The sequence below is a fragment of the Microseira sp. BLCC-F43 genome (assembly GCF_041929235.1).
Lineage (GTDB): Bacteria > Cyanobacteriota > Cyanobacteriia > Cyanobacteriales > Aerosakkonemataceae > Microseira.
In genome coordinates this window covers 1-21,414 of sequence record NZ_JBHFNP010000095.1, presented here as the reverse complement: position 1 = coordinate 21,414, position 21,414 = coordinate 1, and the positions used below count along the sequence as shown (strand labels likewise).

Below are 21,414 nucleotides of genomic sequence, written 5' to 3'. Positions count from 1 at the left end.
GCCTTGCCCATCCATTTGGGGCTCGGCACACTAAATATTACCGGTAACACAACAAATTCTCCCACGCATTGCACATACTGTAGGGGCACGGAACCCTAAATATAATCGGTCAACAAACAAAATCTCGGATGCCTTGCCCCTACTGTAATTACGATCGGTTTAGCGTTGACAAAAGCTTTATGTTGTTAGACTACAATCCACTCCATTGCCTACCTTCTTCCGAAGAACTCCCCGACTCGGACGATACCCCCGTGGATAACCAACTACAACACTTAATTCCCACCCTGCTAGAAGCCATACTGGCACTCATTTGGGCCGAGCGGCAAGATTGGTATTTTGGCGTAGACATGGGAATTTATTACCACGAAAATGAACCCGCCATTGTCCCCGATGGGTTTCTCAGCTTGGGAGTCGAGCGATTTATCGACGAACAATTGCGCTTGAGTTATGTCCTTTGGGAAGAACAAAAAGTGCCAATTTTCGCCTTAGAAGTCGTCTCGCAAAAATATCGCGGAGAATACAGCACCAAAAAGCAAATCTATGGCGAATTGGGAATATTATTCTACGCCGTTTATAATCCCCGTCGCCGTCGCAAACCCCCATTGGAAGTGTATCGATTAGAGAACAAGGAATACGTCTTGCTCTCAGGAAATCCCATCTGGCTACCAGAAATTAATTTAGGACTGGGACAAAAGTTAGGAACTTATCAAGGCATCACGCGGGAATGGCTGTATTGGTATGACGAGCAAGGACAAAAGTTTCTGACACCAGAAGAGCGCATCCAGACAGCCGAACAACTTCGCCTCGAAGCCGAACAAAACGCACTGCTCGAACAACAACGCCGCCTCGAAGCCGAACAAAAAGCACAAATTCTAGCTCAAAGACTTAGAGAACTTGGTATCGATCCAGAAACCCTTACTTGACCTTTGCGATCGCTCTCTGTGCGACAATATTCCCTGACGCTAATTAGCAGTCATTTGTCAATCTATCTTTGGATAGAACTGCTCAAGGTTAAGCGATCGCACTAAATCCCGAATGAATCAATACCAATACCAAGTCGGGGGTAGCCTGACAAAAGATGCTCCCAGCTAAGTAATTCGACAAGCTGATAAGCAACTTTATCAAGCCGTAGGCGCTGGACAATTTTGTTATGTCCTCAACTCGCGGCAAATGGGCAAGTCTTCTATCTTAGTCAGAACAAGACACTTGCTGCAACAACAAGGATATCGGTGCAGCACTCTGGATATGAGCCGCATCGGCAGCGAAAATATCTCTCCCGAACAGTGGTATAAAGGTATCGTTACTGAACTGTGGCGCGGCTTTAATCTGCTCGGAAAAATCAATTTAAAAACTTGGTGGCGTGACTTTGAAGATCTTTCGTTTCTTCAGAGATTGGGGAATTTTATCGAAGATGTATTGTTGGTCAAATTGACCGATGATAAAATAGTTATATTTATTGATGAAATCGATAGCATTCTCAGCTTATATTTCCCGATTGATGATTTTTTGGCTTGGGTTAGATTCTGCTACAATCAGCGGTATATCAATACAGAATACAATCGGTTAACCTTTGCCATATTTGGCGTAGCGACGCCCAGGGATTTAATAGCAGATAAAAAGCGAACCCCATTTAATATCGGCACAGCTATAGAATTGCAAGGGTTTCAACTGCACGAAGCCCAACCGCTAGCCCTGGGATTAGAGGGAAAAGTTAGCAATCCTCAAGCAGTGGTAAAAGAAATATTAGCTTGGACAGGTGGACAGCCATTTTTGAATCAAAAACTGTGTCAATTAGTAACCAGGATTGTAGAAAAAAGAGCGATTGAGTCAGAGGAAATTAGCGATGTTCTGACGATTCCTCCCGGACATGAAGCATTTTGGGTAGAGAATGTGGTTCGTCAGTATATTATCCAAAAGTGGGAATCTCAGGATGAACCAGAGCATTTGAGGACGATACGCGATCGCATCCTCTGCAACTCAGAACGCGCCGCCCGATTGCTGGGCATTTATCAGCAAATTTTACAATCCGATCCCCCCCTAATATCGTCTCGATTTGCATCTGAATTATTACGACCGCCTCGGAGCAGAGGGGCAGGGGAGCAGAGGAGAGAAACTCACAATTCCGATGCAGACGATCCCCCCCTAGCCCCCCCTTGCCAAGGGGGGGGACAAGAGGAACCCCCCGCTGTTTTGGGGGGCAGGGGGGATCTGAGAAGGCCCCGCTGTTTTGGGGGGCAGGGGGGATCTGAGAAGGCCCCGCTGTTTTGGGGGGCAGGGGGGATCGAAACCGATGATTCAAAAGAACAAACTGAATTAATTTTATCAGGATTATTCGGCAAAAAATAATATTTTTTATTAAAAATTAAATTTATCGATAAATTTTTAACCTGGAATGGGTGGAAAAAATTAGCGTTTATGCGCCCATATTATCAAAGATTTGATGCTTGGATATATTCCAAACAAACAGATAATTCGCGATTCTGGCGCGGACAAGCTTTAAAAGATGCCCAAAATTGGGCGCGCGGGAAAAGTTTGAGCAATTTGGATTATCAATTCTTAGCCAAAAGCGAAGAATTAGATCGCCTGGAAATGCAAATAGAACTGGAAGCAGAAAGAACGCGGGAAGTTGAAGCCAGGTTAGCAGAACAGAAAAATTTCGGAATTCAGTTTAGCAAGGATGGTCAAACCCTCGTTTCAGGATCTGTGGATGGTACCGCCAAGATCTGGAGGCGTAACGACATCTGTAGGGATGCCGGATTCGGGACAACAACTTTGGGCAAACAGGGACATTTATGCTTCACCCCGATAACTCTCAAGGGGCATAGTGGTGGGGTGAGAAGTGTGGCGTTTAGTCCTCAAGGTGATACCTTCGCCACCGCCAGTGTGGACAAAACTGTCAAACTCTGGAAACTAGACGGCAGTAAGATTGCGACGCTCAAAGGGCATAGTGCCGGGATTTTTGACGTTCAGTTCAGCCCAGATGGTGAGATGATCGCTACAGCGAGTTTGGACAAAACCGTCAAACTTTGGCAACCAGATGGTAAGTTGCTAAGGACACTACAGGCAAGTGTTAGCTTTACCAGCGTCAATTTCAGCCCGGACGGTCAAATTATCGCCGCTAGTGGTGCAGACGGCGCGATCGCACTCTGGAAGCGAGATGGTACTAAACTGCAAACCCTCTACGGACATAGTGCAGTCATTTGGAATGTGGCATTTAGTCCCGACGGCAAAACCCTGGCGAGTGCAAGTGACGACCAGACTGCGATCTTGTGGGATTTGCCGCCCATTCTCAACTTAGAGCTGATGAAGTATAGTTGCGATCGCCTGCGGGATTATTTGAAGACAAATGCTGAAGTAGACCAGAGCGATCGCACCCTCTGCAACAACATCCCCACTCAAAACTGATACCGAGTTGCTTTCAACCCAACCTCCTGCGCCGAAACTTCTACTGTGCATTTGCTCCAGTCAATTTTAAAGTTATGTTACATTTAGTCACTTAATTCGGTTGACAAAGTAAAAATTTTTTAAGATTTTATTTTTCACAGATTCTTTCAATTATTCATACTAATATTTAAGATAAGCGAATCTCTACACCTAAAGGTAGAGGCAAGACTGACCGGGGTGCGATTAAAAGTATTGCTCAATACATTTTGCCTTGAGAGCAAGGAAAGGCAGTCAATGGTAAAAGAATTTTTTAAGGGAGCGTTAGCGCCCAATTCTGCTTTTAACATCCCTCGCACCCCCATCGAACAATTGGCGATGGCAAACTCAGAGAGGGACTCTGGGCAAGACAATCTGCGGTACTTGCAAAAACAAGAAAATTGCAGCTATTGTCTGCTCGATTACAGAGACGACCTCACCAAACTAGCCAATAAACGTTACTTTAACATCTGGCTAGAACAGGTGTGGAAAAGGTTGGCACTAGAGCAAGTACCTCTGTCACTAATTTTGATAGAAATTGACTATTTTAAAATTTACAATAATAGTCGCAAAGATGAAGCGGGAGAAAATTGTTTGCAGCAAGTTGCTAAAGTAATTAGTGCCTGGGTGCAGCCTCCCGATGGGTTAGCAGCGAGGTGTGGTTCGGAAAAATTTGCCTTAATTATACCACAAACAAAAGCTGATAACGCTGTAAAAATAGGGGAAAACATCAGAAAAAACGTGAAAAAATTAGCGCTTTACCATGACTCCCAAATAGATGGACTGCCGGATAGAGTTGTGACGGTTAGTTTAGGAGTAGGGATGACAATTCCGCAAATTGAAGTGTCGCCATCGCTGTTGATGCAAGCAGCAGAAGAAGCACTTTATCAGTCCCAAAGAAAAGGACGCGATCGCACAGAAGTAAAATGTATCGTAGCTGTTTCGTAGTCAGGACTTAAGTCCTTACTACAAACAAGTGAGTATAAGTGCTTAGAGGAACGCGGCGCAAAATCGCAAAAAAAGTAGCAAGAGTCTGCTTTAAGACAGACATAGGAATAGTTGAGCATAGCGACAATAAAAGACGGAGGGTTTAAGGAAAAGTGCTATGACGACAACCCTATCGATGCCCAGTTTCCTGGAATCTTGGCTGGGTAAAGAAGCGGAAGACCTACTGACCTACAAAGCAAAAATACCTAAAGATTTATTGCACCTACCGGGACCGGACTGGGTGGATCGGATATTTGCACAAAGCGATCGCCATCCCCAAGTACTCCGCAGTCTGCAACAGTTGTATTCTAGCGGCAGACTCGCCAATACAGGATATCTTTCTATCCTGCCAGTAGACCAAGGCATCGAACACTCTGCCGGTGCATCTTTTGCACCCAATCCCATTTATTTCGACCCGGAAAACATCGTTAAACTGGCAATAGAAGCTGGATGCAACGCCGTGGCGACAACTTTGGGCGTTTTAGGCATGGTTTCGCGCAAATATGCCCACAAGATCCCCTTCATTGTAAAGCTCAACCACAACGAACTGCTCACCTACCCGAATCAATACGACCAAATAATGTTTGCTTCCATCGAGCAAGCTTGGAATTTGGGAGCAGTAGCCGTGGGTGCTACAATTTACTTTGGTTCCCCCGAATCAACCAGGCAAATTCAAGAAGTGAGCAAAGCCTTTGCCCAAGCACACGAATATGGCATGGCAACTATCTTGTGGTGTTATCTGCGAAACAGTGCCTTCAAGCAAGATAAAGACTATCACATCTCCGCAGATTTAACCGGACAAGCGAACCACTTAGGCGTCACGATCGAAGCCGATATTATTAAACAGAAATTGCCTGAAAATAACAATGGCTACGGGGCAGTTTCTCAAGCCACGGGCAAGAAATACGGTATGACCAACGATCGAGTTTATACCGACTTAACCACCGACCACCCGATTGACTTAACCCGCTATCAAGTGTTGAATTGCTATGGCGGACGTGCAGGGTTAATTAACTCTGGTGGGGCATCGGGTAAAAGCGACTTTGCCGAAGCGATTCGCACCGCAGTGATTAACAAACGCGCGGGCGGTATGGGATTAATTTCCGGGCGCAAAACCTTCCAACGTCCGATGGAAGAAGGGGTGAAGTTATTCCACGCGATTCAGGATGTTTATTTGTCGGAGCAAGTGACAATTGCTTGACCTCTCCCCCCTACCCCCTCTCAGCAGAGGGGGAGAGGGGGCTTTGGTTAGACTTTGTGGGTTGGTTTGATCTAAAGCAACCCAACCCGGATCTAAGAATTTGAGATTTGAGTTTCAGGACTTATATGATGTCCGTTGAATTGCCCCTAATAAAAAAACCTCACCTCGTCGTTGCGTAGGGACTAAGGCTAAAGAGATATCTCGGACAAATAGATAACTTTGATCGTGCCGTGTCCCGGCTGCCGATCGTGCGTAATCGACCGGACATGATATTATATAGTGTCCCCTTGAATACCCATAGTTAGAGCTGACGCGACTGACGCGACTGACGCGGTGACGCTCTGAGTTTTAATTAAGGGTGAAAAGCCTGACATTTTATTACGCAAAGAAACCGGGTTTCTGTGAAAAAAGATCTGCTCAGAAACTAAGGTGATGGCCTTGTCGTGCTTAAGTTCTGAGTTTGATACATTATACTAAGGCTGTATTTGCCGCTATTGATCGGGCACGCTACCCTATAAATTGATGGAACTAATATTCGAGTGGGACGAAAATAAAGCGCGGGAAAACCTGCGAAAGCATAAGGTCAGCTTTGAAGCAGCCAAGACTGTGTTTAATGACCCGATGATTGATTACTTTCCCTGATGAGTACCATTCAGATTACGAAGAGCGATATATTAGCATTGGCATATCGGCAAAGAGTAGAGTGTTGCTCGTCGTTCATACCGAACGGTAAGAAAACCAAGATACTCTGATAATTCGGAGCGTAAGTTGCCGAAAAGCGACGGCTGCCGAGGGCAGAGTATATGAAGAAGGTGCAAACTAATAAAAAAACACAAGACTGCGATCTGGAACATGAATACAATTTTACTGGTAAGAAAGGCGTGCGAGGTAAATACTACCGCGCCTATCGCCAAGGTCATAAAGTAAGAATTGAGCGAGAAGATGGCAGCGTTACGGTTGAGTATTTCACATTAGAAGATGGGGCGGTGATGCTAGAACCAGACGTGGGAAAATACTTTCCAGATTCAGAAGCGGTCAACAAGACTTTGCGATCGCTAATTGAATTAATACCCAGCCAACCCCAAGAGCGCAAAGATACTAGCAACCCGGAGCGAGATTAAAAAGCGTTGAGGAAGGTGCAATATATTGGGTCTTGGGCGATTCTCCTGACGGAGACGCTTCGCGAACGCACAAGGAGCTTTGGGAGAGAGGAAGACCCACCATGCACCCAGGTAAGGGCACGGCGCCCTCAAAGTTATCTGTACCAATCAAGATATTTTGGTTGCCGTGCCCCTACTGCCCAAAACTAAAAAAAAACACAAATCTAGAGATCGAGGGTAACAGATCTGAGAAAGTAGAAAGTTGTCCCACTTCTTCACTCACCGATTCCGCATAAACGCATGAAACTGGCAGCACGAGTAGGTCAGGTAACGCCATCCCTCACATTAGCCATCGACGCCAAAGCTAAAGCGATGAAGGCGTCGGGAATCGATATTTGCAGTTTTAGTGCTGGGGAACCGGACTTCGATACGCCAGAACATATCAAAGCTGCTGCAAAACAAGCATTAGACGCCGGGAAGACGAAATATGGCCCCGCTGCGGGGGAACCGAAGTTAAGGAGCGCGATCGCTCAAAAACTTAAAACCGATAATCACCTGGACTACAGCGCCGAAAATGTCCTCGTCACCAACGGCGGCAAGCATTCCCTCTTCAACCTGATGCTGGCACTATTAGATCCGGGGGATGAAGTGATTATCCCCGCACCCTACTGGGTTAGCTACCCAGAAATGGTCAAGTTAGCAGCAGGCGTGCCGGTAATTATCGATACCGATGCCAAAAATAATTACAAAATTACCCCCGATCAACTGCGTCAAGCTTGTACGTCCAAAACGCGGCTGTTTGTTCTCAACTCGCCTTCTAACCCCACCGGCGTTGTCTACACCCCAGAAGAAATTAAAGCCCTGGCAGAAGTAGTTGTGGAGAAAGATATTTTAGTCGTTTCTGACGAAATTTACGAAAAAATTCTCTACGAAGATACAAAACACGTGAGTATCGGTGCTTTGGGGTCAGAAATCTTTGCTCGTACTATTATTAGCAATGGTTTTGCCAAAGCATATTCGATGACGGGGTGGCGAGTCGGTTATTTAGCAGCGCCAGTAGAGTTAATTAAAGCAGCCACAAACATTCAAGGGCATAGTACATCTAATATTTGTACCTTTGCACAATATGGTGCGATCGCAGCCCTGGAAAGTTCCCAAGATTGCGTCCAACAAATGCTTTCGGCATTCACCCAGCGTCGCCAAGTCATGTTAGAACGACTCAATGGGATGCCGGGACTCAGTTGCGCCAAACCCGACGGTGCTTTTTACATGTTCGTTGATATTAGCTTCACAGGTTTAACTTCCCTAGAATTCTGCGATGGATTGCTAGAATCGCAACAAGTTGCAGTGATTCCCGGTATTGCCTTTGGCGCCGATGACTGCATCCGCCTTTCCTACGCCACCAGCTTAGAAATAATTGAAAAAGGCATGGATAGATTGGATAAATTTGTTAGAACGAGAATGTAAACGATTGCAGATTTAAGATTTAAGATTGCAGATTTTATTAAATCTGCAATCTGCAATTTCCCATCCACAATCTAATTAACCCAAGTTGCTAGTTATAACTATCGTGGGTTGCTCGCATTGCTAATCGCTAATTGCTAATTGCTGATGGGAATATTTTTCGGTTCTAAGCTGCTACGCACCTAATTTGAGAGTCAAATTTTCCCTTCTTCTGGTGGGTTGGGCATCTTGCCCGCCTCTTTATTGGATTTAAATGCGTAGCAGCTTACCATTAGCTATTAGCCATTAGCCATTAGCCATTAGCAGCCCTAAAAAGATAACTAGCAACTTGCGTTAATTACAGAAAAGGCGCGTTGTAAATTTAAGACGAAGCGTCTTGAGTCCGCGGGTGAAAAATCCGACTTCTTCAGGCAATTCATTATCCTGAAATTGTAGATCGCCCAGGGAATATAACAGTAAATTAGTGGCAACGATCGCTTCTTGTTTTGCTAAATTAGACCCAACGCAAAAGTGTTTTCCATACCCAAAAGCTAAGTGATTGGCAGCACCAGAAAAAGCCCGACTCACATCTAAGTCTTGGCGAAAAATATTGAATTGATCGGGATTTTCAAACTGATTCGAGTCTCTATTAGCAGCAGCAATTGAGCAGATGACCGTTGAATTAGCCGGAATAGTACCGCCAGTCATCTTTACATTGTCAAGCGTCAGACGCATTAGCCACTGTACGGGTGAGGAGTAACGGAGTGTTTCTGCAAATGCCCGGTCTATTAGACTGCGGTCATCGCGAACGCTTTGCAATTGGTCGTTATGCTCAATCAGATTTCTCAACATCAAGGCTAATGCTTTATCTGTTGTGTCTCCACCAGCACCCAGCAATAGCATTGAGAGGGATTTTATTTCTGCATCCTTACGCTTGACTCCATCAATTTCTGCATAGCATAGACTCGACAACAAATCATCACCCCGATTCTGTCGTCTTTGTTGAATAATCGGAGATAAATAGGCTTCAAGTTCTTGTCGTGCTTGCAAACCTGCCGCAGCTACATCTGGATTTTGCGACAGATTCGACAAGTAAGAGGAAATTTTATCAGCATTAGATTTCAACAGTAAAAGATCTTGATTTGGCAAACCAAATATTGTTGCTATCACGCTGATGGGAAAGATGCTGGTAAAAGCTTGAACTAGCTCAACCTCTCCTGCTGCCCGAAATGTATCGAGCAGTTGTCTAGCATTTTCCTCAATCAGCGGTATATACTTGTCATGCAACTTATAACTGCCCAGTGCTTGCATCACCAAGCTGCGATTTAATGCGTGTTCTCTGCCATCCATTTGTACCATCGTTCGACCGTACACAGGTTCAAACTGTGTTTCTGCATGACGACTTGAGAAAGCGGGGTCACGAAAAGCACGTTCAACATCCTCGTAACGGCTAATCACATAGCTGTTAGTCGCAGAGTGAAAATACAGAGGATATTTTTCGCGCATTTCCTCGTAAAAAGGGTAAGGGTTTTTAGCAAACTCTGCTGAAAGAATATCGGGTGCTGGCATATGACGCTTTTGTATGTAGTTTTTGAGTTTAATTACTGATAAGGTTAATATTTTTTGATGCGATACGTGCTGTCGCACAGGCTGCCGCCAACGCACGCCCGACAGCCTGCTAGATTAGGTGCAGCCGTGACTCCCCTTGGCGCATCTATGTCATATCATGTCCGTCCGAAGTGCTGCACTAACGGGGCGGGTTTATTTATCCAAAGCAAGTAGGGGCGGGTTTAACGAAATATCTCGTGGTTCCACGGATTGATTGGTAAAACCCGCCCCTACAATAAAACTCTCGTAAAACCCGCCCCTACAGCCTAAAAAACACTTGCACTACCTTTGCTTAAGGACATGATATCAGACCCCGACTTGCTCGCTGTCTCCTCTGCCAATGGGCGAACCTGGAAAATGAGCGCTGCCGTCAGCAAGATGAGAACCGTTTTGAGGTGCTTAGCCCTAACGTAACGCACCGCAGCCACCACATATGGTGTTGCTGCGTAAGTACCGATCGTAAATGTTGAATTTTTCAACGAAAAGTTACTGATATTTAACATCAAAAAAATAATACGAAAAGAGGAAAATTAGTCAAAACTTTACAAACATTAAAAAAATTGCCGCTAAAAATAATTAAAACCATTATTTATCAGTAATATAATTGCAGTTATGATTCTATTAAAGGTATTTAGTAAATGTTTGTAAACTCCAGCGGTGACAGCTATCGGCAGCGTTTATTTACTACAAACGCTACAAAATCTATAGTTTTTATCGATCCAGCAGTAGAAGACTATCAAACACTTGCAAACGGGGTGTTGGCAGGCGCAGAAGCGATCGTTCTCGACCCATCAAAGGATGGAATTGAGCAAATTAGCGAGGTATTGTCTGGGCGGGAAAATATTTCCAGCCTGCATATTGTCTCGAATGGACAATCGGGGAAATTGTACTTGGGGAAGGCAGAAGTTAGCTCTAATACCCTCGACCGCTATAGTGAAGAATTGCAAAGGTGGGCGAAGTCTTTGACTCCGAATGCCGACATCTTTCTTTACGGATGTAATGTTGGTGCAGGAGAAGAAGGGCAGCAGTTTATCCAAGATTTGAGCGGTCTAACTGGGGCTGATATTGCTGCTTCATCTGACCTGACAGGTAGCGCAACGCGAGGCGGTGACTGGGATTTGGAAGTTAGGACCCGAGGGATTAAATCAGCTTCTGCTTTCCAACCTCAAGTTCTACAGTCTTATCAAGGACTTCTGGATGTGGGGGATGGGTTGCGGGGCGAGTATTTCAATAACAAAAACTTTACCAATTTAAAGTTGACCCGCACCGATCCAACTATTAACTTCAACTGGGGAAAAGGATCGCCCGCTGCTTCAATTGGCAAAGATAGCTTTTCGGTGCGTTGGACGGGTCAAGTATTGGCTGATTATACGGAAAACTACACATTTTTTACGACGCCTGATGATACAGCGAAACTGTGGATTAATGGGCAACAAATAATCAATGCAACAAGAAAAGGGCAAGAAGCTAGCGGGACAATTCGCCTCAATGCTGGTCAACGATATGATGTCCGTTTAGAGTATGTAGAAAATATCGCAGATGCGAGGGTGGATCTTTCCTGGTCAAGTCCTAGCCAAAGCAAGCAAATTATTCCCCAGTCGCGACTGTTCAGCACGATTTCACAGGGTCCGGGTACTATCAGTTTGGCAACTTCAACTCCGCCTTTTGTGAGTGAGGAAGCGGGTAAAGTAGCGCTTACGGTTGTGCGAACGGGTGGAAGTAGCGGCACAGTAACGGTTAATTATAGTGTTGACGATCAAACGGCTTTAGCTGGATCGGACTATGTGGATATTCCGAATGGCAGTCTCACTTTTTTAGATGGAGAAACTAGCAAGACAATTGAGATTAACTTGATCGACGATGATGTGTTTGAATCCGATGAGACATTTACTGTAGGGTTGTTGGGAACTAATGGAATTGGTCAAGTTGGTACTCCCAGAACAGCTACAGTGACGATTGTTGATGATGATAGTCCATCTACGGTTACCTTCAGTCAGCCTACCTATAGCGTTGCGGAAAATGGCGGGAATGCTTCGATTACCGTTGAACGTGCAGGTAATCTTAGCAAACCTGCAACGGTAAATTATGCCACTAGCAATGGCACTGCGATCGCTCCCTCGGACTATACGGCAACTTCAGGAACCCTCAGTTTTGCAGCGGGAGAAATCACCAAGACGATTTCGATTCCAATTATCAATGACGCGCTGATCGAATCGAGCGAAACACTCAACATCGCACTCAGCAACCCCGGTCGTCGGACAAGGATTGGTTCCCCCAGCACGGCGACGCTGACAATTGTAGACAACGATCCCAGTTTTACTCGGCAGACTGTGGTATCTGGACTCAACCAACCCACGGTAGTCGATTGGACGCCGGATGGTAGCAACATGTTTATCGCGCAAAAAGATGGCGTCGTCCGCGTATTCAGAAATGGGACATTGCAATCAACGCCGTTTATTAATATTTCCAACCAGGTTAACAATGTGCGCGATCGCGGTTTGTTGGGGATGGCAATTCATCCTAACTTTGCCACCAATCCCTACGTTTATCTCCTCTTCACCTACGATCCGCCAGAAGCATCCAACAATATTAACCCAGGCACGAATTTAGACGATCCAGATGGTGCGGGGAATCGTCCATCGCGTTTGATTCGCGTTACGGCGACAACCGATCCGGTTACGGGTAATATTACCGCCGTCCCCGGAAGCGAAGTAGTTTTGCTGGGTAAAAATAGCACCTGGGAATATACAAGTCGTCCGGATGGCAATAGCACCAATGATTCATCGATTCCGCCTTCAGGAATTAACAATGGCACTACAATTGTGGCGCCGCAAACGCTGATCGAACGCGACGCCAACAACAATTTAACTAACAACATTCGCGACTATTTAGCAACCGATAGCGAATCCCATACCATCGGTGCAGTTCACTTTGGCAGCGATGGTGCTTTGTACGTCAGCAATGGCGATGGCACTTCCTACAATTTTGCCGATCCGCGCACCGTGCGCGTTCAAGACTTGAATAATCTTTCCGGAAAAATCCTCAGAATCGATCCAAATACAGGTGCAGGATTATCCGATAATCCATTTTTTAATGGAGCGGATGGCGCAGATAACAATCGCGACAAAGTCTTCGATTATGGTGTGCGAAATTCGTTCCGCTTCACCTTCGATCCAGTGACTGGATTGCCAGTAATTGGCGATGTAGGGTGGTCGCAATGGGAAGAAATTAACACAGGTCGAGGAGTGAATTTTGGTTGGCCTTATTATGAGGGGGGAAATGGTGTCAGCTTGCAACAATCAACCGGATACGCTAATTTACCGGAAGCTCAGGCATTTTATGCTAGCGGTCAATCGGTAACCGCTCCCATTTATGCTCGTACCCATGCCAATGGAGCGATCGCCATCATCATGGGTGATTTTTATGACAACAATCGGCTGATTTTTGGTGATGTTGGGGAAGGCAATATTTATGAAGCAACCCTCGATCAAAATCGCAATATAAGTGGGGTTCGAGTGTTTGATTCTGGTCTACCCTATGTGGTCGATATGGAAAAAGGTCCCGATGGCAATATGTACGGCGTCAATCTAGGGAACGGAACCATCTTCCGTTGGGTTCCTGCTTAGCTTGCTCTCAATCAATTGCAGATTTAAGATTGTAGATGGTAGATGTTATTAAATCTGCAATCTTAAATCTTAAATCTGCAATTCTCAGTTATGCTAGCAATGCTTTTAGATGCACCCGGTAAACCTTTGCGGGTTGCTGATGTACCAATACCAACTGCGAACCCACATCAAGTATTGTTGCGCGTCCACGCCTGCGGAGTTTGTCGGACTGATTTGCACATTGTCGATGGGGAATTAACCCATGCCAAATTGCCTTTAATTCCCGGTCATCAAATTGTCGGGACGGTGGTGGCGACGGGCGAACGCGTGGCAAAATTTCAGCCAGGCGATCGCGTCGGCGTCCCCTGGCTCGGTCATACTTGTAACCATTGCCGCTACTGTGTTTCCGGTCGGGAAAACCTTTGCGACAATGCCGAATTTACGGGTTACCAAATTGACGGTGGTTATGCGGAATATACGGTAGCAGACGAGCAATTTTGCTTTCCAATTCCCCCAGATTATCCGGATTTGCAAGCCGCCCCGTTATTGTGTGCCGGATTAATTGGTTATCGTTCTTACAGAATGACCGGGGATGCGGAACGTTTGGGATTTTATGGTTTTGGCGCTGCCGCACATATTTTAATTCAAGTGGCTAAATATGAAGGGCGGCAAGTTTATGCCTTTACCCGCGATGGGGATATTGAAGGACAAGAATTTGCCAAAAAATTGGGTGCAGTTTGGGCAGGTGGTTCCGAAGAATTACCTCCAGAACCTTTAGACGCGGCGATTATTTTTGCTCCCGTTGGTAAACTCGTACCGGCGGCTTTAAAAGCGGTAGCAAAAGGCGGCGTAGTCGTTTGTGCTGGTATTCACATGAGCGATATTCCTTCTTTTCCTTATGAAATTTTATGGTCAGAAAGAGTGTTGCGATCGGTGGCAAATTTAACGCGGAAAGATGGAGAAGAATTTTTAGAATTAGCGCCCAAAGTTCCCATTCGCACCGAAGTAGAAGCATTTCCGCTGACAGCAGCGAATGAAGCTTTGACGGCATTACGCAGCGGTAAGATACAGGGTGCGGCGGTATTGGTGGTGGATAGTCACATCCAATAATATCAACACAACAGACTCGGGACTTATATCATGTCCGCGAGAGATCGGTAGTGTATGGATGGCTAATTGTTAATTGCTAATTGCTAATTGCTAATTGCCTCCTCCAGCAGCGATTAGCGATTAGCTATTAGCAGTTATATGATGTCCGCCTAATTACCCTGAATAAAAATCTCTCCCAAGTCACCGTGTCACCCCCTCAGAGTCATTCCTAACTATGGGTGATTAACCGGACATGATATTACACAACCGTTGCTTAAGGACACGATCAGCTGCTACGCATTTAAATCCAATAAAGAGGCGGGCAAGATGCCCACCCCACAAGAAGAAGGGAAAATTTGACTCTTAAATTAGGTGCGTAGCAGCTGATTACGCAAAAAAACCAGGACTCTAGCACGACGAGAAAAGAAACCCGGTTTCTTCGTTGATCTATGGTTGCCAAACCAACGATTTCTCGGATCGCCCTTAGTTTCTTGGCGTAAGTCCTGAAAACAAAGGGCGATCCGAAAAATAGTGGGTGATTAGTCGCGAGATTGACGCATCACCTTTGTTTTTGACCCCGCGTGCTAGAGTCCTGAGACTTACTCTTCGATGGTTTCGATTAGATCCTCGATTAGAACATCAAAAATGCGAGCGATCTTCTGAATCGATGTTAGGTCAACAGTTGCCAGTCCTTGAGAGCGCGCATAATGCCTGACTGTGCTACAGAGAATCCCCAGCGCTATCTCAGTACACCAAATATTCAGAATTCCAGTAGTCAAACAAACTTTGAATTTCTGATTCATTTCGATTCCCCAGGTGTACCGCGAATCCGCAGCAAGTACCGACATAATAAACGTTTGTATGGCCTCTGCCAAAATTGCCGTTATTGCAGCTACTTAAACCTTGGGTGTTGGGGCGTTGTCCCATCCGATGTCTGTTTAGCCAGATTTCAAAGCCCCTAACGTTGTAAGAAAAAACCCAAATCCTGTTTATAGGATTCGAGTATGCGTCGATAGTGATATCGCAATCGTTCGCAAACTGCCCCAGCCTAACTGTAGAGCTACTTTGATAGCCTATATGCAAGCCAGCATTTGAGCTGGTCGCCTGATTACCGAATAAATAATTTTCAAATTTTGCTGACTTTCGAGTGTCTACAAAGGAAAAAGTATAGTAATTGTTGGCTAGACCATTAAAATCAAACGGATAAAATTCATTGTTGTTGAACTCCAATCCAGGTTTACCAGCTACCAAATTGTTTCTAAAAAACGCTTGTTGATTGGTATTGGTCTGAACAGAAACTATATTACCAAACCAATATGATTTACTAAGCTAGGCACTCTTTGATTTTCGGTGTAGCCCGTAAGAAAACGAGCCTCAAACCAATAAAGTAAACCTGATAACTCAGCCGGATTGGGGTTAAAGTTGTGATATAAAATCACCCCATTCACTACAGAAATACCATCAAGTATGGGTAAATTGGAGTGAGAGTGATTTGCCCCGCCAATTGATTGCGCGCTATTAATAACTGGCATATTATGTCTGTAAGACTTCCTCACCACTACCTTCGTAAAAGCTCAATGTGCTAGTTAATCCCGCACCACATATAGCGTAAACCAATCGCTTATCTAAATTGCCCGACTCAATTTGATAAGTTCCACCGCTAGGCGACAGAAGAATTCCGCTGCCGAAAACAGGGTCGTTCCGGTGGTCAACCGTAACCCAATTAGCGCCGGTATTAATAACATAAAGAACCGTGCGGTCATTGTTTGCGGCACGAACGAGAGTAGAAGTTGCAGTGACGTTTACCATGCCGCTAACGCTTGTGGTAGTTTCCAAACGGCGCATAATTCCTGAAAAGGTAGAGCCGACATTTAAGACAGACATAGTTCAAGATTTACAATTAGATTGTTGGTTTTAATTTTTATCTTGCAGTGCTTTTACTAAATCGTTATAATTCTTTTTTGTCACAAGCTTAACTTCTGGAATAGTTCCATAAGCTTGCTCAAATTCTTCTAACTGTTTTAGAAGCGCCTCAATGATGGGTTCAAACTTTTTAGGTATTTCCACTTGGAAGCCTATCTAAAATTTGCTCGAGTTTGTTTTCAATAACGTTAATTGTTTGCGAAAAATACGGCGGTAATTCTCCTATAAATCGCCACACCGTAATATGTGCTTCTTGGTGCCAATGCGGGATTGAAGCCGTTAACCTCCATACTCTAGGAGAAGAGTCAGGAAAAAATAGTACCTGTTCTCTAGTTGTTGTTCGATTGTATAACGGTATTCTCCACTTAGCTACCTCAACAGAACCTGAAACATCAAATGATGTTGGGGCAGGAATCGATTGTTTCAAGTAACACCCTAATTTCCACCAAGGGCGGGCAACTGGATTGTGAAACCGCGCTGCCATAATCCGGCTGCGTTGAAACAGAGGAATATCAAAGTCAGCAATAGCCAATCGTCCGTAATCCGGATTTATTGGAGCTAGCTGAATCTCAAAATATTCCAACTCCCACAAATCACCATTACTTAAATTTACATCGAAAAAAAAAGAACTCATCCTAAAACAAACTCAGTCCTTGTGTCCAGTTCTCTTCAGCCTCAATCGGATCGATACCACACTCAGAGATAACTTCTTCAAATTCTGCTAGCGAGATGCTACCTTGAATTAGCTCGGATAAAGCTTTTTGTCGAATTACCATTAGCTCAACCTCGTACTCAAATTCTTTCTGGCACTGGTAAGGAGTAGTTTGAACAGGCATTGACAAAAAATATTCAAAATTGTCAAGGATGAGGTCGTTGGTTTTCATAGCTTGATTGGTGCGTTTTCAAAAGTAAGTGTTGCCTTACCTTTATCACCCAAAGCGCGTTGCCTCACCGTTCCCGTAGGTCCAAATAAAGCACTAAACGCGGTTCTAAGTCCACCTACATCGATGTCACCAGTTGCTCTAGAGAACGGCGTGCTTCTATGGCTCTGCCCTCCAGGCCCTTCATCGTAAAATCTAATCCATCGCGTCCGCCAAGGAGTCCATTCCACTTCCGCTGTAGAGTTCCCGAAGTACCAAGAAATTTTGGTAGGTTTTGTACCGCTTCCCCTAATTGGCCCAACTAAAACCCCAGACCCTTCCGTCAACGTGCCGAGTAATCCAGCTTGCTCAACGGTAAGAATACTTTGCTGTTGCGTTCCAGCACCAGCTGGAGCCGCAACTGTGTTGGAATCAACAGAAATTTGAAAAATTGCCCGATCGTTACCTCGTTCGCGCAACATCGATCGGTAAAAAGCGGTTGTTTGGGCTCCTCTAGATCTGTAAGCTCGGTTACGCTCGACTCGTCGGGTTGCGCGTGCCTGTTCTCTCCGTTGCGCCTCCTCTAAAGCTTCCCGCAACTCTGCTATTGTTTTTCGCCGTCCCATATTTTCTTCCTAAGCTTCGCCACTTCCATAGACTAACCCAGAATTTCAGCAGTTTTTTGAGCTGGAAGGGCTAAGCCTATCCTGGTGTTTTTTCAAAATCTTGGTCAAGACGCAGTTAGGTCTTCTTCCACCTCGCGCCCCTGCTCGTAAACAACAACGGGTTGCATCATGCCGCGGATAAGAATCGCGGCGTAACGGAAATAGACATCCGCAATCGGTCTTTCCCTTGGCATCCGCTTTGTTTTGCCAAAAATTGTTTTTGTAGGGGGTATGGTGGGATAGCGCGTGCTAGGGGCTTCATTTGCTTTATAGTTAGCGTTTTGCCAGTCAGGGGTGTGATTTTGAATTTCTAAAACTTTTTCTACAATCCTTTTACCCTCTTCTTTGGAGCGGCACAGAATTTGTAGTTGGTATCCCCTATCCCAATCACAGTAAGATAGTAAATCCTTTCCCTTGCGCCATAGCAAACCCTGTCCTCCACCAAAAATAGTTTTGATTCTTCGACCAAAAGTCAGCGCTTGACTTTCGCTAATGTCATCATCTGACCCAGCATCCATAATCCTAAAGCTTATTTCTCCAGTTACAGGCTCGTATCCTTCCTCAACGTCTTCTATTTTTTCTGAGAAATAAAGAGTAATTTGCGGTTTGTGTCTGCGCTTCCTAGTAATTTTATCATAGTTTGGCATTAATAAACCGCGTTCGCCTTTAATTATCGTAAACAACTGCACTCGCATATCCATCACTGAGGCAGTATCGTTATCCCTAATTAAGCAAGCTTTTTTTAAGCTAGCCTTTGACGGAATGTTTCGGATATATTCAATAATTTCCGGCACTTCAACATTCCGGAAAAACTCGTTAACCAGCTGATTATGTATTAGGCAAAAAATCGACTGTAAGTGTTCAAAATTCTTCATGGTTTTAATTCTGATGATTGAATTGTAGGCGACTGATATTTAGCTTTACTATCCGCTTCTGCTTCGGTTTTACCCGAAACTAATTCCCTAACAGCTTCATTAAATTTTTGCCGCTGTTCGCGCATTTCAATTACTGTATCTTGAATAGACTTAACTTCAGATACGGCAGAAGAAAGACTACTAGCAACATCCTCAATGTTTTGGATACCCTGAATCATTCCGTTTAATTTAGTCTGGCGCGCAGTAGCTGCGTTAATCTGCTCCGGAAACCAATTAAACGCATTTTCAAAAACTACCCCCGCTCTTCTCAATGCGTTACCTATCTTTCCGGTCATTTCTGCACCTAATTCCATAATTGAACGAGCAGAATCAATAATTGATTGCATTGAATTAATTACGTTGGCTGCAGCTTGATAAATGTTGTTAAGCTTTTTCCAAGTCGTTTTCGTTTTAGTCCAGTTTTCCTGGCCTAAAATGCTACTCATAAAATCATCTGCCTGTTTTCCAACGACGTTAAACACTTCAAACTCTTCACCATCGGGGCTTTGTAACCCTATTATTTGAAGTCCTGTATTCAGGATTTATCCTACTGTTTGTACGACATTAGCACTTAACATCGCTGCATTGTGCAATAGTAAAATAAAAGATAATGCATCCAGCAGCATGGGTAAGCGAAACCATTTCGACCACTTATCGATCCGTTTTGTTATTTCCTGAAAAACTTCACCAACTTTATCAAAAGTTCTTTGAACTAAATTGCCCACATCATCTAATTTGCTAGCAATGTTTTGTACCCGTGTTGCAGTATTATTTACTACGTTGTCAACAGAATTTACGGTCGTTGATGTTGCTTGAGTAGTGGCGTTGATTGTAGCAAATGGTGGCTTTAATTCGTCGATGTTAGCGTTAATTTGTAAGTGAGTTTGCGTTACTTGTGCTGGCAAATTGACGTTAGTAGCTATTATTCGCCGCAAGGCTACCATAATTGGACTTAAGTCGCAACTCATTCTTTCTCTCTCCTCTCTTTCTTCAATAATTCTGCGAAGCCTACGGTTAATTCTGGGAACAATTTCAAATTCTTGTTCTAGTGGAGGTGAAGGTTCAAAATCAGGTGACCATGACCCAGAAGGAGTAATCACATCAATTGGGGTACAAGGTTCATCAATTGAGTTGGTAACTCTAGCTAATCGATCGACTCTGCCATTAACAGTTCGCAAATTACCAACCGAAAAAGTGAAGCTGGTATATAAATAATAAAGAGGAGGGTCTTCAAAATTACTATCGAACAACAAACTAGCGTTAATCATTCGGGTTCTGTCTTGTATGGTTATCAAAGCGTAATCATCAATAACGCCCCAATGTGGAGGTAACGATGATAAAGGCGCAGTTGGTAGCCATTGCCATCCATCATCATTAATAAAGCTCGTTCCTCCATATATAACCGTGATTTCGTCTGTATCTCTCCATTGCGGATCTATTGGCAAAGTAAAGTTAGGTTCAGGGTTAGTCGGTGGAATTTGAGGATTTTCTCTAGATTCCTCTAAAATATTTCTAACTCGACGCCAATTTCGCCTTTGTTCTTTAATAAATCTGATAACTTGGTCGCTTAAAAAGTCACTAACCTCGTTTAACCCAGGAAAAGCGATATCGTTCAAACCTCGATTAACCTGAGTTAGTTTGTCATTAATCTTTCTAGACGTATCGAGATATCGCCGCAAGAGAGTACGCGGCGGACGCGGACTTACAGGTGGACGCTGTATGTTTAAAGGCAGTCTCGGCGCAGGTGGTTCGGGAAAATCTTGATACCTGGGAAGTCTTTCTAGCTGGGATTGTGACGATGCTGATGGCATTCTCGGTTTGCGGCGAGCGAGCCTTGGGTCAGAAATGCGGCGCGGTAGCTGAGTAGGGACGGGTATAGGTTCGCGAGGTTGCTGGGGTATGTTGGGCTGCTCGAGCAGCAACCCCCTTTCTCTTTGGTATCGCTGATAAAATTCTCTTTTGTATCGCTCTTGCGCTTGTTCGTTGCTTCTGCGATAAGCCTCTCGGAGTCTGGGTGCGTTCGGTCTTCTCCCAAAGTCGGCAACGGGTCGTCTTGCTATGGTTCGGGGTGCATACCTGGCTCTTCTGAGCAGTTTAGAGGTAAGCCCAACTACAACTTTAATCCCAGGAGCAGCCATCAAATTGACTCCATCATTTCAAGCATCGCCGTGCCGGATGATGTGACCGCTGAAATTACCCCTTTGTAATTTATTTCCCGAGTGTTGAGGACGTGACTGGAACCACCAGGATTTAAACCGATTCCTGCGTTAACAATAGCCGTTGCACCGTAGTTTAGGTAAACAATTGCACTACCGCGATTAACAATTGTTACCAGCTTGCGGTCTGGATTAGCCGGTAAAATCACTGAACTGTTGGTGGTGACGCTGACACTGGTGGGACTACTTTGGACGATGCGGAAAACTTCATCGGTGCTGGGCGAACTTTCAGCCGCCACGAGCCACCTAAAGAAAATCGGGAGTCGGGGAGCCACGTCAATTTATTGCGTGGAGGAACGACGACTCGCTGATTTTAATCAGCGTCAATCATTCGTGCCAACTGTTCAATTATTTCACTGATACTTATCCCTTTATTGTTGGCG

General features: G+C 44.7%; 22 protein-coding genes. 10 read left to right on the top strand and 12 right to left on the bottom strand.

All coding sequences use genetic code 11. The annotated features are described in order from the left end of the window. Positions 1–179 precede the first annotated feature (179 nt). From ACE1CM_RS14595 to ACE1CM_RS14560, 8 genes are all read left to right on the top strand, one after another. Positions 180–923 (top strand): Uma2 family endonuclease, encoded by a 744-nt coding sequence (locus ACE1CM_RS14595; protein ID WP_374878244.1) that lies wholly within the window; start codon positions 180–182, stop codon positions 921–923. A 172-nt stretch (positions 924–1,095) separates the two neighbouring features. Then, positions 1,096–2,346 (top strand): AAA-like domain-containing protein, encoded by a 1,251-nt coding sequence (locus ACE1CM_RS14590; RefSeq protein ID WP_374878245.1) that lies wholly within the window; start codon positions 1,096–1,098, stop codon positions 2,344–2,346. A 69-nt stretch (positions 2,347–2,415) separates the two neighbouring features. Next, on the top strand, positions 2,416–3,405 hold the full coding sequence (locus ACE1CM_RS14585) for a WD40 repeat domain-containing protein (RefSeq protein ID WP_374878243.1): 990 nt from the start codon (positions 2,416–2,418) through the stop codon (positions 3,403–3,405). A 273-nt stretch (positions 3,406–3,678) separates the two neighbouring features. Continuing rightward, complete coding sequence (locus tag ACE1CM_RS14580; protein WP_374878242.1) at positions 3,679–4,368, top strand: diguanylate cyclase; 690 nt, start codon at positions 3,679–3,681, stop codon at positions 4,366–4,368. 157 nt (positions 4,369–4,525) lie between these two features. Beyond that, positions 4,526–5,608 (top strand): class I fructose-bisphosphate aldolase, encoded by a 1,083-nt coding sequence (locus ACE1CM_RS14575; protein WP_374878241.1) that lies wholly within the window; start codon positions 4,526–4,528, stop codon positions 5,606–5,608. 522 nt (positions 5,609–6,130) lie between these two features. Beyond that, complete coding sequence (locus ACE1CM_RS14570) at positions 6,131–6,250, top strand: BrnT family toxin (RefSeq protein ID WP_374878240.1); 120 nt, start codon at positions 6,131–6,133, stop codon at positions 6,248–6,250. Positions 6,251–6,411: 161 nt separating this feature from the next. After that, the gene (locus ACE1CM_RS14565; RefSeq protein WP_374878239.1) at positions 6,412–6,729 is read left to right on the top strand and encodes a hypothetical protein; all 318 of its coding nucleotides are present in this window, start codon (positions 6,412–6,414) and stop codon (positions 6,727–6,729) included. Positions 6,730–7,008: 279 nt separating this feature from the next. Then, entirely contained in the window at positions 7,009–8,175 is a 1,167-nt protein-coding gene (locus tag ACE1CM_RS14560; RefSeq protein ID WP_374878238.1) for a pyridoxal phosphate-dependent aminotransferase, read from the top strand. Positions 8,176–8,505: 330 nt separating this feature from the next. On the opposite strand, the gene ACE1CM_RS14555 is transcribed toward ACE1CM_RS14560, so the two are convergent. Further along, positions 8,506–9,816: a cytochrome P450 gene (locus ACE1CM_RS14555; RefSeq protein WP_374878237.1), complete on the bottom strand. Its 1,311-nt coding sequence runs from the start codon at positions 9,814–9,816 to the stop codon at positions 8,506–8,508. 581 nt (positions 9,817–10,397) lie between these two features. On the opposite strand from ACE1CM_RS14555, the gene ACE1CM_RS14550 reads away from it, so the two are divergent. Next, entirely contained in the window at positions 10,398–13,385 is a 2,988-nt protein-coding gene (locus ACE1CM_RS14550; protein WP_374878236.1) for a DUF4347 domain-containing protein, read from the top strand. Between the two features lie 90 nt (positions 13,386–13,475). After that, entirely contained in the window at positions 13,476–14,474 is a 999-nt protein-coding gene (locus tag ACE1CM_RS14545; protein WP_374878235.1) for a zinc-dependent alcohol dehydrogenase family protein, read from the top strand. 578 nt (positions 14,475–15,052) lie between these two features. On the opposite strand, the gene ACE1CM_RS14540 is transcribed toward ACE1CM_RS14545, so the two are convergent. From ACE1CM_RS14540 to ACE1CM_RS14490, 11 genes are all read right to left on the bottom strand, one after another. After that, the gene (locus tag ACE1CM_RS14540; protein WP_374878234.1) at positions 15,053–15,256 is read right to left on the bottom strand and encodes a hypothetical protein; all 204 of its coding nucleotides are present in this window, start codon (positions 15,254–15,256) and stop codon (positions 15,053–15,055) included. A gap of 495 nt (positions 15,257–15,751) precedes the next feature. Beyond that, positions 15,752–15,985, bottom strand: a complete 234-nt coding sequence (locus ACE1CM_RS14535) for a hypothetical protein (protein ID WP_374878233.1) — start codon at positions 15,983–15,985, stop codon at positions 15,752–15,754. Between the two features lies 1 nt (position 15,986). Then, positions 15,987–16,337 carry a hypothetical protein gene (locus ACE1CM_RS14530; RefSeq protein ID WP_374878232.1) on the bottom strand — a complete coding sequence of 117 codons (351 nt, stop codon included), beginning with the start codon at positions 16,335–16,337 and terminating at the stop codon, positions 15,987–15,989. A 30-nt stretch (positions 16,338–16,367) separates the two neighbouring features. Beyond that, positions 16,368–16,520 carry a hypothetical protein gene (locus ACE1CM_RS14525; protein WP_374878231.1) on the bottom strand — a complete coding sequence of 51 codons (153 nt, stop codon included), beginning with the start codon at positions 16,518–16,520 and terminating at the stop codon, positions 16,368–16,370. Beyond that, entirely contained in the window at positions 16,507–17,010 is a 504-nt protein-coding gene (locus ACE1CM_RS14520; protein ID WP_374878230.1) for a hypothetical protein, read from the bottom strand. The genes ACE1CM_RS14525 and ACE1CM_RS14520 overlap by 14 nt, the downstream gene beginning before the upstream one ends. A gap of 1 nt (position 17,011) precedes the next feature. Further along, positions 17,012–17,260: a hypothetical protein gene (locus ACE1CM_RS14515; protein ID WP_374878229.1), complete on the bottom strand. Its 249-nt coding sequence runs from the start codon at positions 17,258–17,260 to the stop codon at positions 17,012–17,014. Then, positions 17,257–17,862 carry a hypothetical protein gene (locus ACE1CM_RS14510; protein ID WP_374878228.1) on the bottom strand — a complete coding sequence of 202 codons (606 nt, stop codon included), beginning with the start codon at positions 17,860–17,862 and terminating at the stop codon, positions 17,257–17,259. The genes ACE1CM_RS14515 and ACE1CM_RS14510 overlap by 4 nt, the downstream gene beginning before the upstream one ends. A gap of 104 nt (positions 17,863–17,966) precedes the next feature. Further along, complete coding sequence (locus ACE1CM_RS14505) at positions 17,967–18,776, bottom strand: hypothetical protein (protein ID WP_374878227.1); 810 nt, start codon at positions 18,774–18,776, stop codon at positions 17,967–17,969. Then, entirely contained in the window at positions 18,773–19,297 is a 525-nt protein-coding gene (locus ACE1CM_RS14500) for a hypothetical protein (RefSeq protein ID WP_374878226.1), read from the bottom strand. Before ACE1CM_RS14500 ends, ACE1CM_RS14505 begins: the two co-directional genes overlap by 4 nt. A gap of 60 nt (positions 19,298–19,357) precedes the next feature. Beyond that, positions 19,358–20,953, bottom strand: coding sequence for a hypothetical protein (locus ACE1CM_RS14495; protein ID WP_374878225.1), 1,596 nt, complete (start codon positions 20,951–20,953; stop codon positions 19,358–19,360). Beyond that, positions 20,953–21,306, bottom strand: a complete 354-nt coding sequence (locus ACE1CM_RS14490; protein WP_374878224.1) for a hypothetical protein — start codon at positions 21,304–21,306, stop codon at positions 20,953–20,955. Before ACE1CM_RS14490 ends, ACE1CM_RS14495 begins: the two co-directional genes overlap by 1 nt. Positions 21,307–21,414: the final 108 nt, after the last annotated feature.

Coding starts and splice junctions, on each gene's coding strand:
- ACE1CM_RS14595 (WP_374878244.1), top strand. CDS start 180: ATGTTGTTAGACTACAATCCACTCCATTGCCTACCTTCTTCCGAAGAA.
- ACE1CM_RS14585 (WP_374878243.1), top strand. CDS start 2,416: ATGCGCCCATATTATCAAAGATTTGATGCTTGGATATATTCCAAACAA.
- ACE1CM_RS14580 (WP_374878242.1), top strand. CDS start 3,679: ATGGTAAAAGAATTTTTTAAGGGAGCGTTAGCGCCCAATTCTGCTTTT.
- ACE1CM_RS14575 (WP_374878241.1), top strand. CDS start 4,526: ATGACGACAACCCTATCGATGCCCAGTTTCCTGGAATCTTGGCTGGGT.
- ACE1CM_RS14570 (WP_374878240.1), top strand. CDS start 6,131: ATGGAACTAATATTCGAGTGGGACGAAAATAAAGCGCGGGAAAACCTG.
- ACE1CM_RS14565 (WP_374878239.1), top strand. CDS start 6,412: ATGAAGAAGGTGCAAACTAATAAAAAAACACAAGACTGCGATCTGGAA.
- ACE1CM_RS14560 (WP_374878238.1), top strand. CDS start 7,009: ATGAAACTGGCAGCACGAGTAGGTCAGGTAACGCCATCCCTCACATTA.
- ACE1CM_RS14550 (WP_374878236.1), top strand. CDS start 10,398: ATGTTTGTAAACTCCAGCGGTGACAGCTATCGGCAGCGTTTATTTACT.
- ACE1CM_RS14545 (WP_374878235.1), top strand. CDS start 13,476: ATGCTAGCAATGCTTTTAGATGCACCCGGTAAACCTTTGCGGGTTGCT.
- ACE1CM_RS14540 (WP_374878234.1), bottom strand. CDS start 15,256: ATGAATCAGAAATTCAAAGTTTGTTTGACTACTGGAATTCTGAATATT.
- ACE1CM_RS14535 (WP_374878233.1), bottom strand. CDS start 15,985: ATGCCAGTTATTAATAGCGCGCAATCAATTGGCGGGGCAAATCACTCT.
- ACE1CM_RS14530 (WP_374878232.1), bottom strand. CDS start 16,337: ATGTCTGTCTTAAATGTCGGCTCTACCTTTTCAGGAATTATGCGCCGT.
- ACE1CM_RS14520 (WP_374878230.1), bottom strand. CDS start 17,010: ATGAGTTCTTTTTTTTTCGATGTAAATTTAAGTAATGGTGATTTGTGG.
- ACE1CM_RS14515 (WP_374878229.1), bottom strand. CDS start 17,260: ATGAAAACCAACGACCTCATCCTTGACAATTTTGAATATTTTTTGTCA.
- ACE1CM_RS14510 (WP_374878228.1), bottom strand. CDS start 17,862: ATGGGACGGCGAAAAACAATAGCAGAGTTGCGGGAAGCTTTAGAGGAG.
- ACE1CM_RS14505 (WP_374878227.1), bottom strand. CDS start 18,776: ATGAAGAATTTTGAACACTTACAGTCGATTTTTTGCCTAATACATAAT.
- ACE1CM_RS14495 (WP_374878225.1), bottom strand. CDS start 20,953: ATGGCTGCTCCTGGGATTAAAGTTGTAGTTGGGCTTACCTCTAAACTG.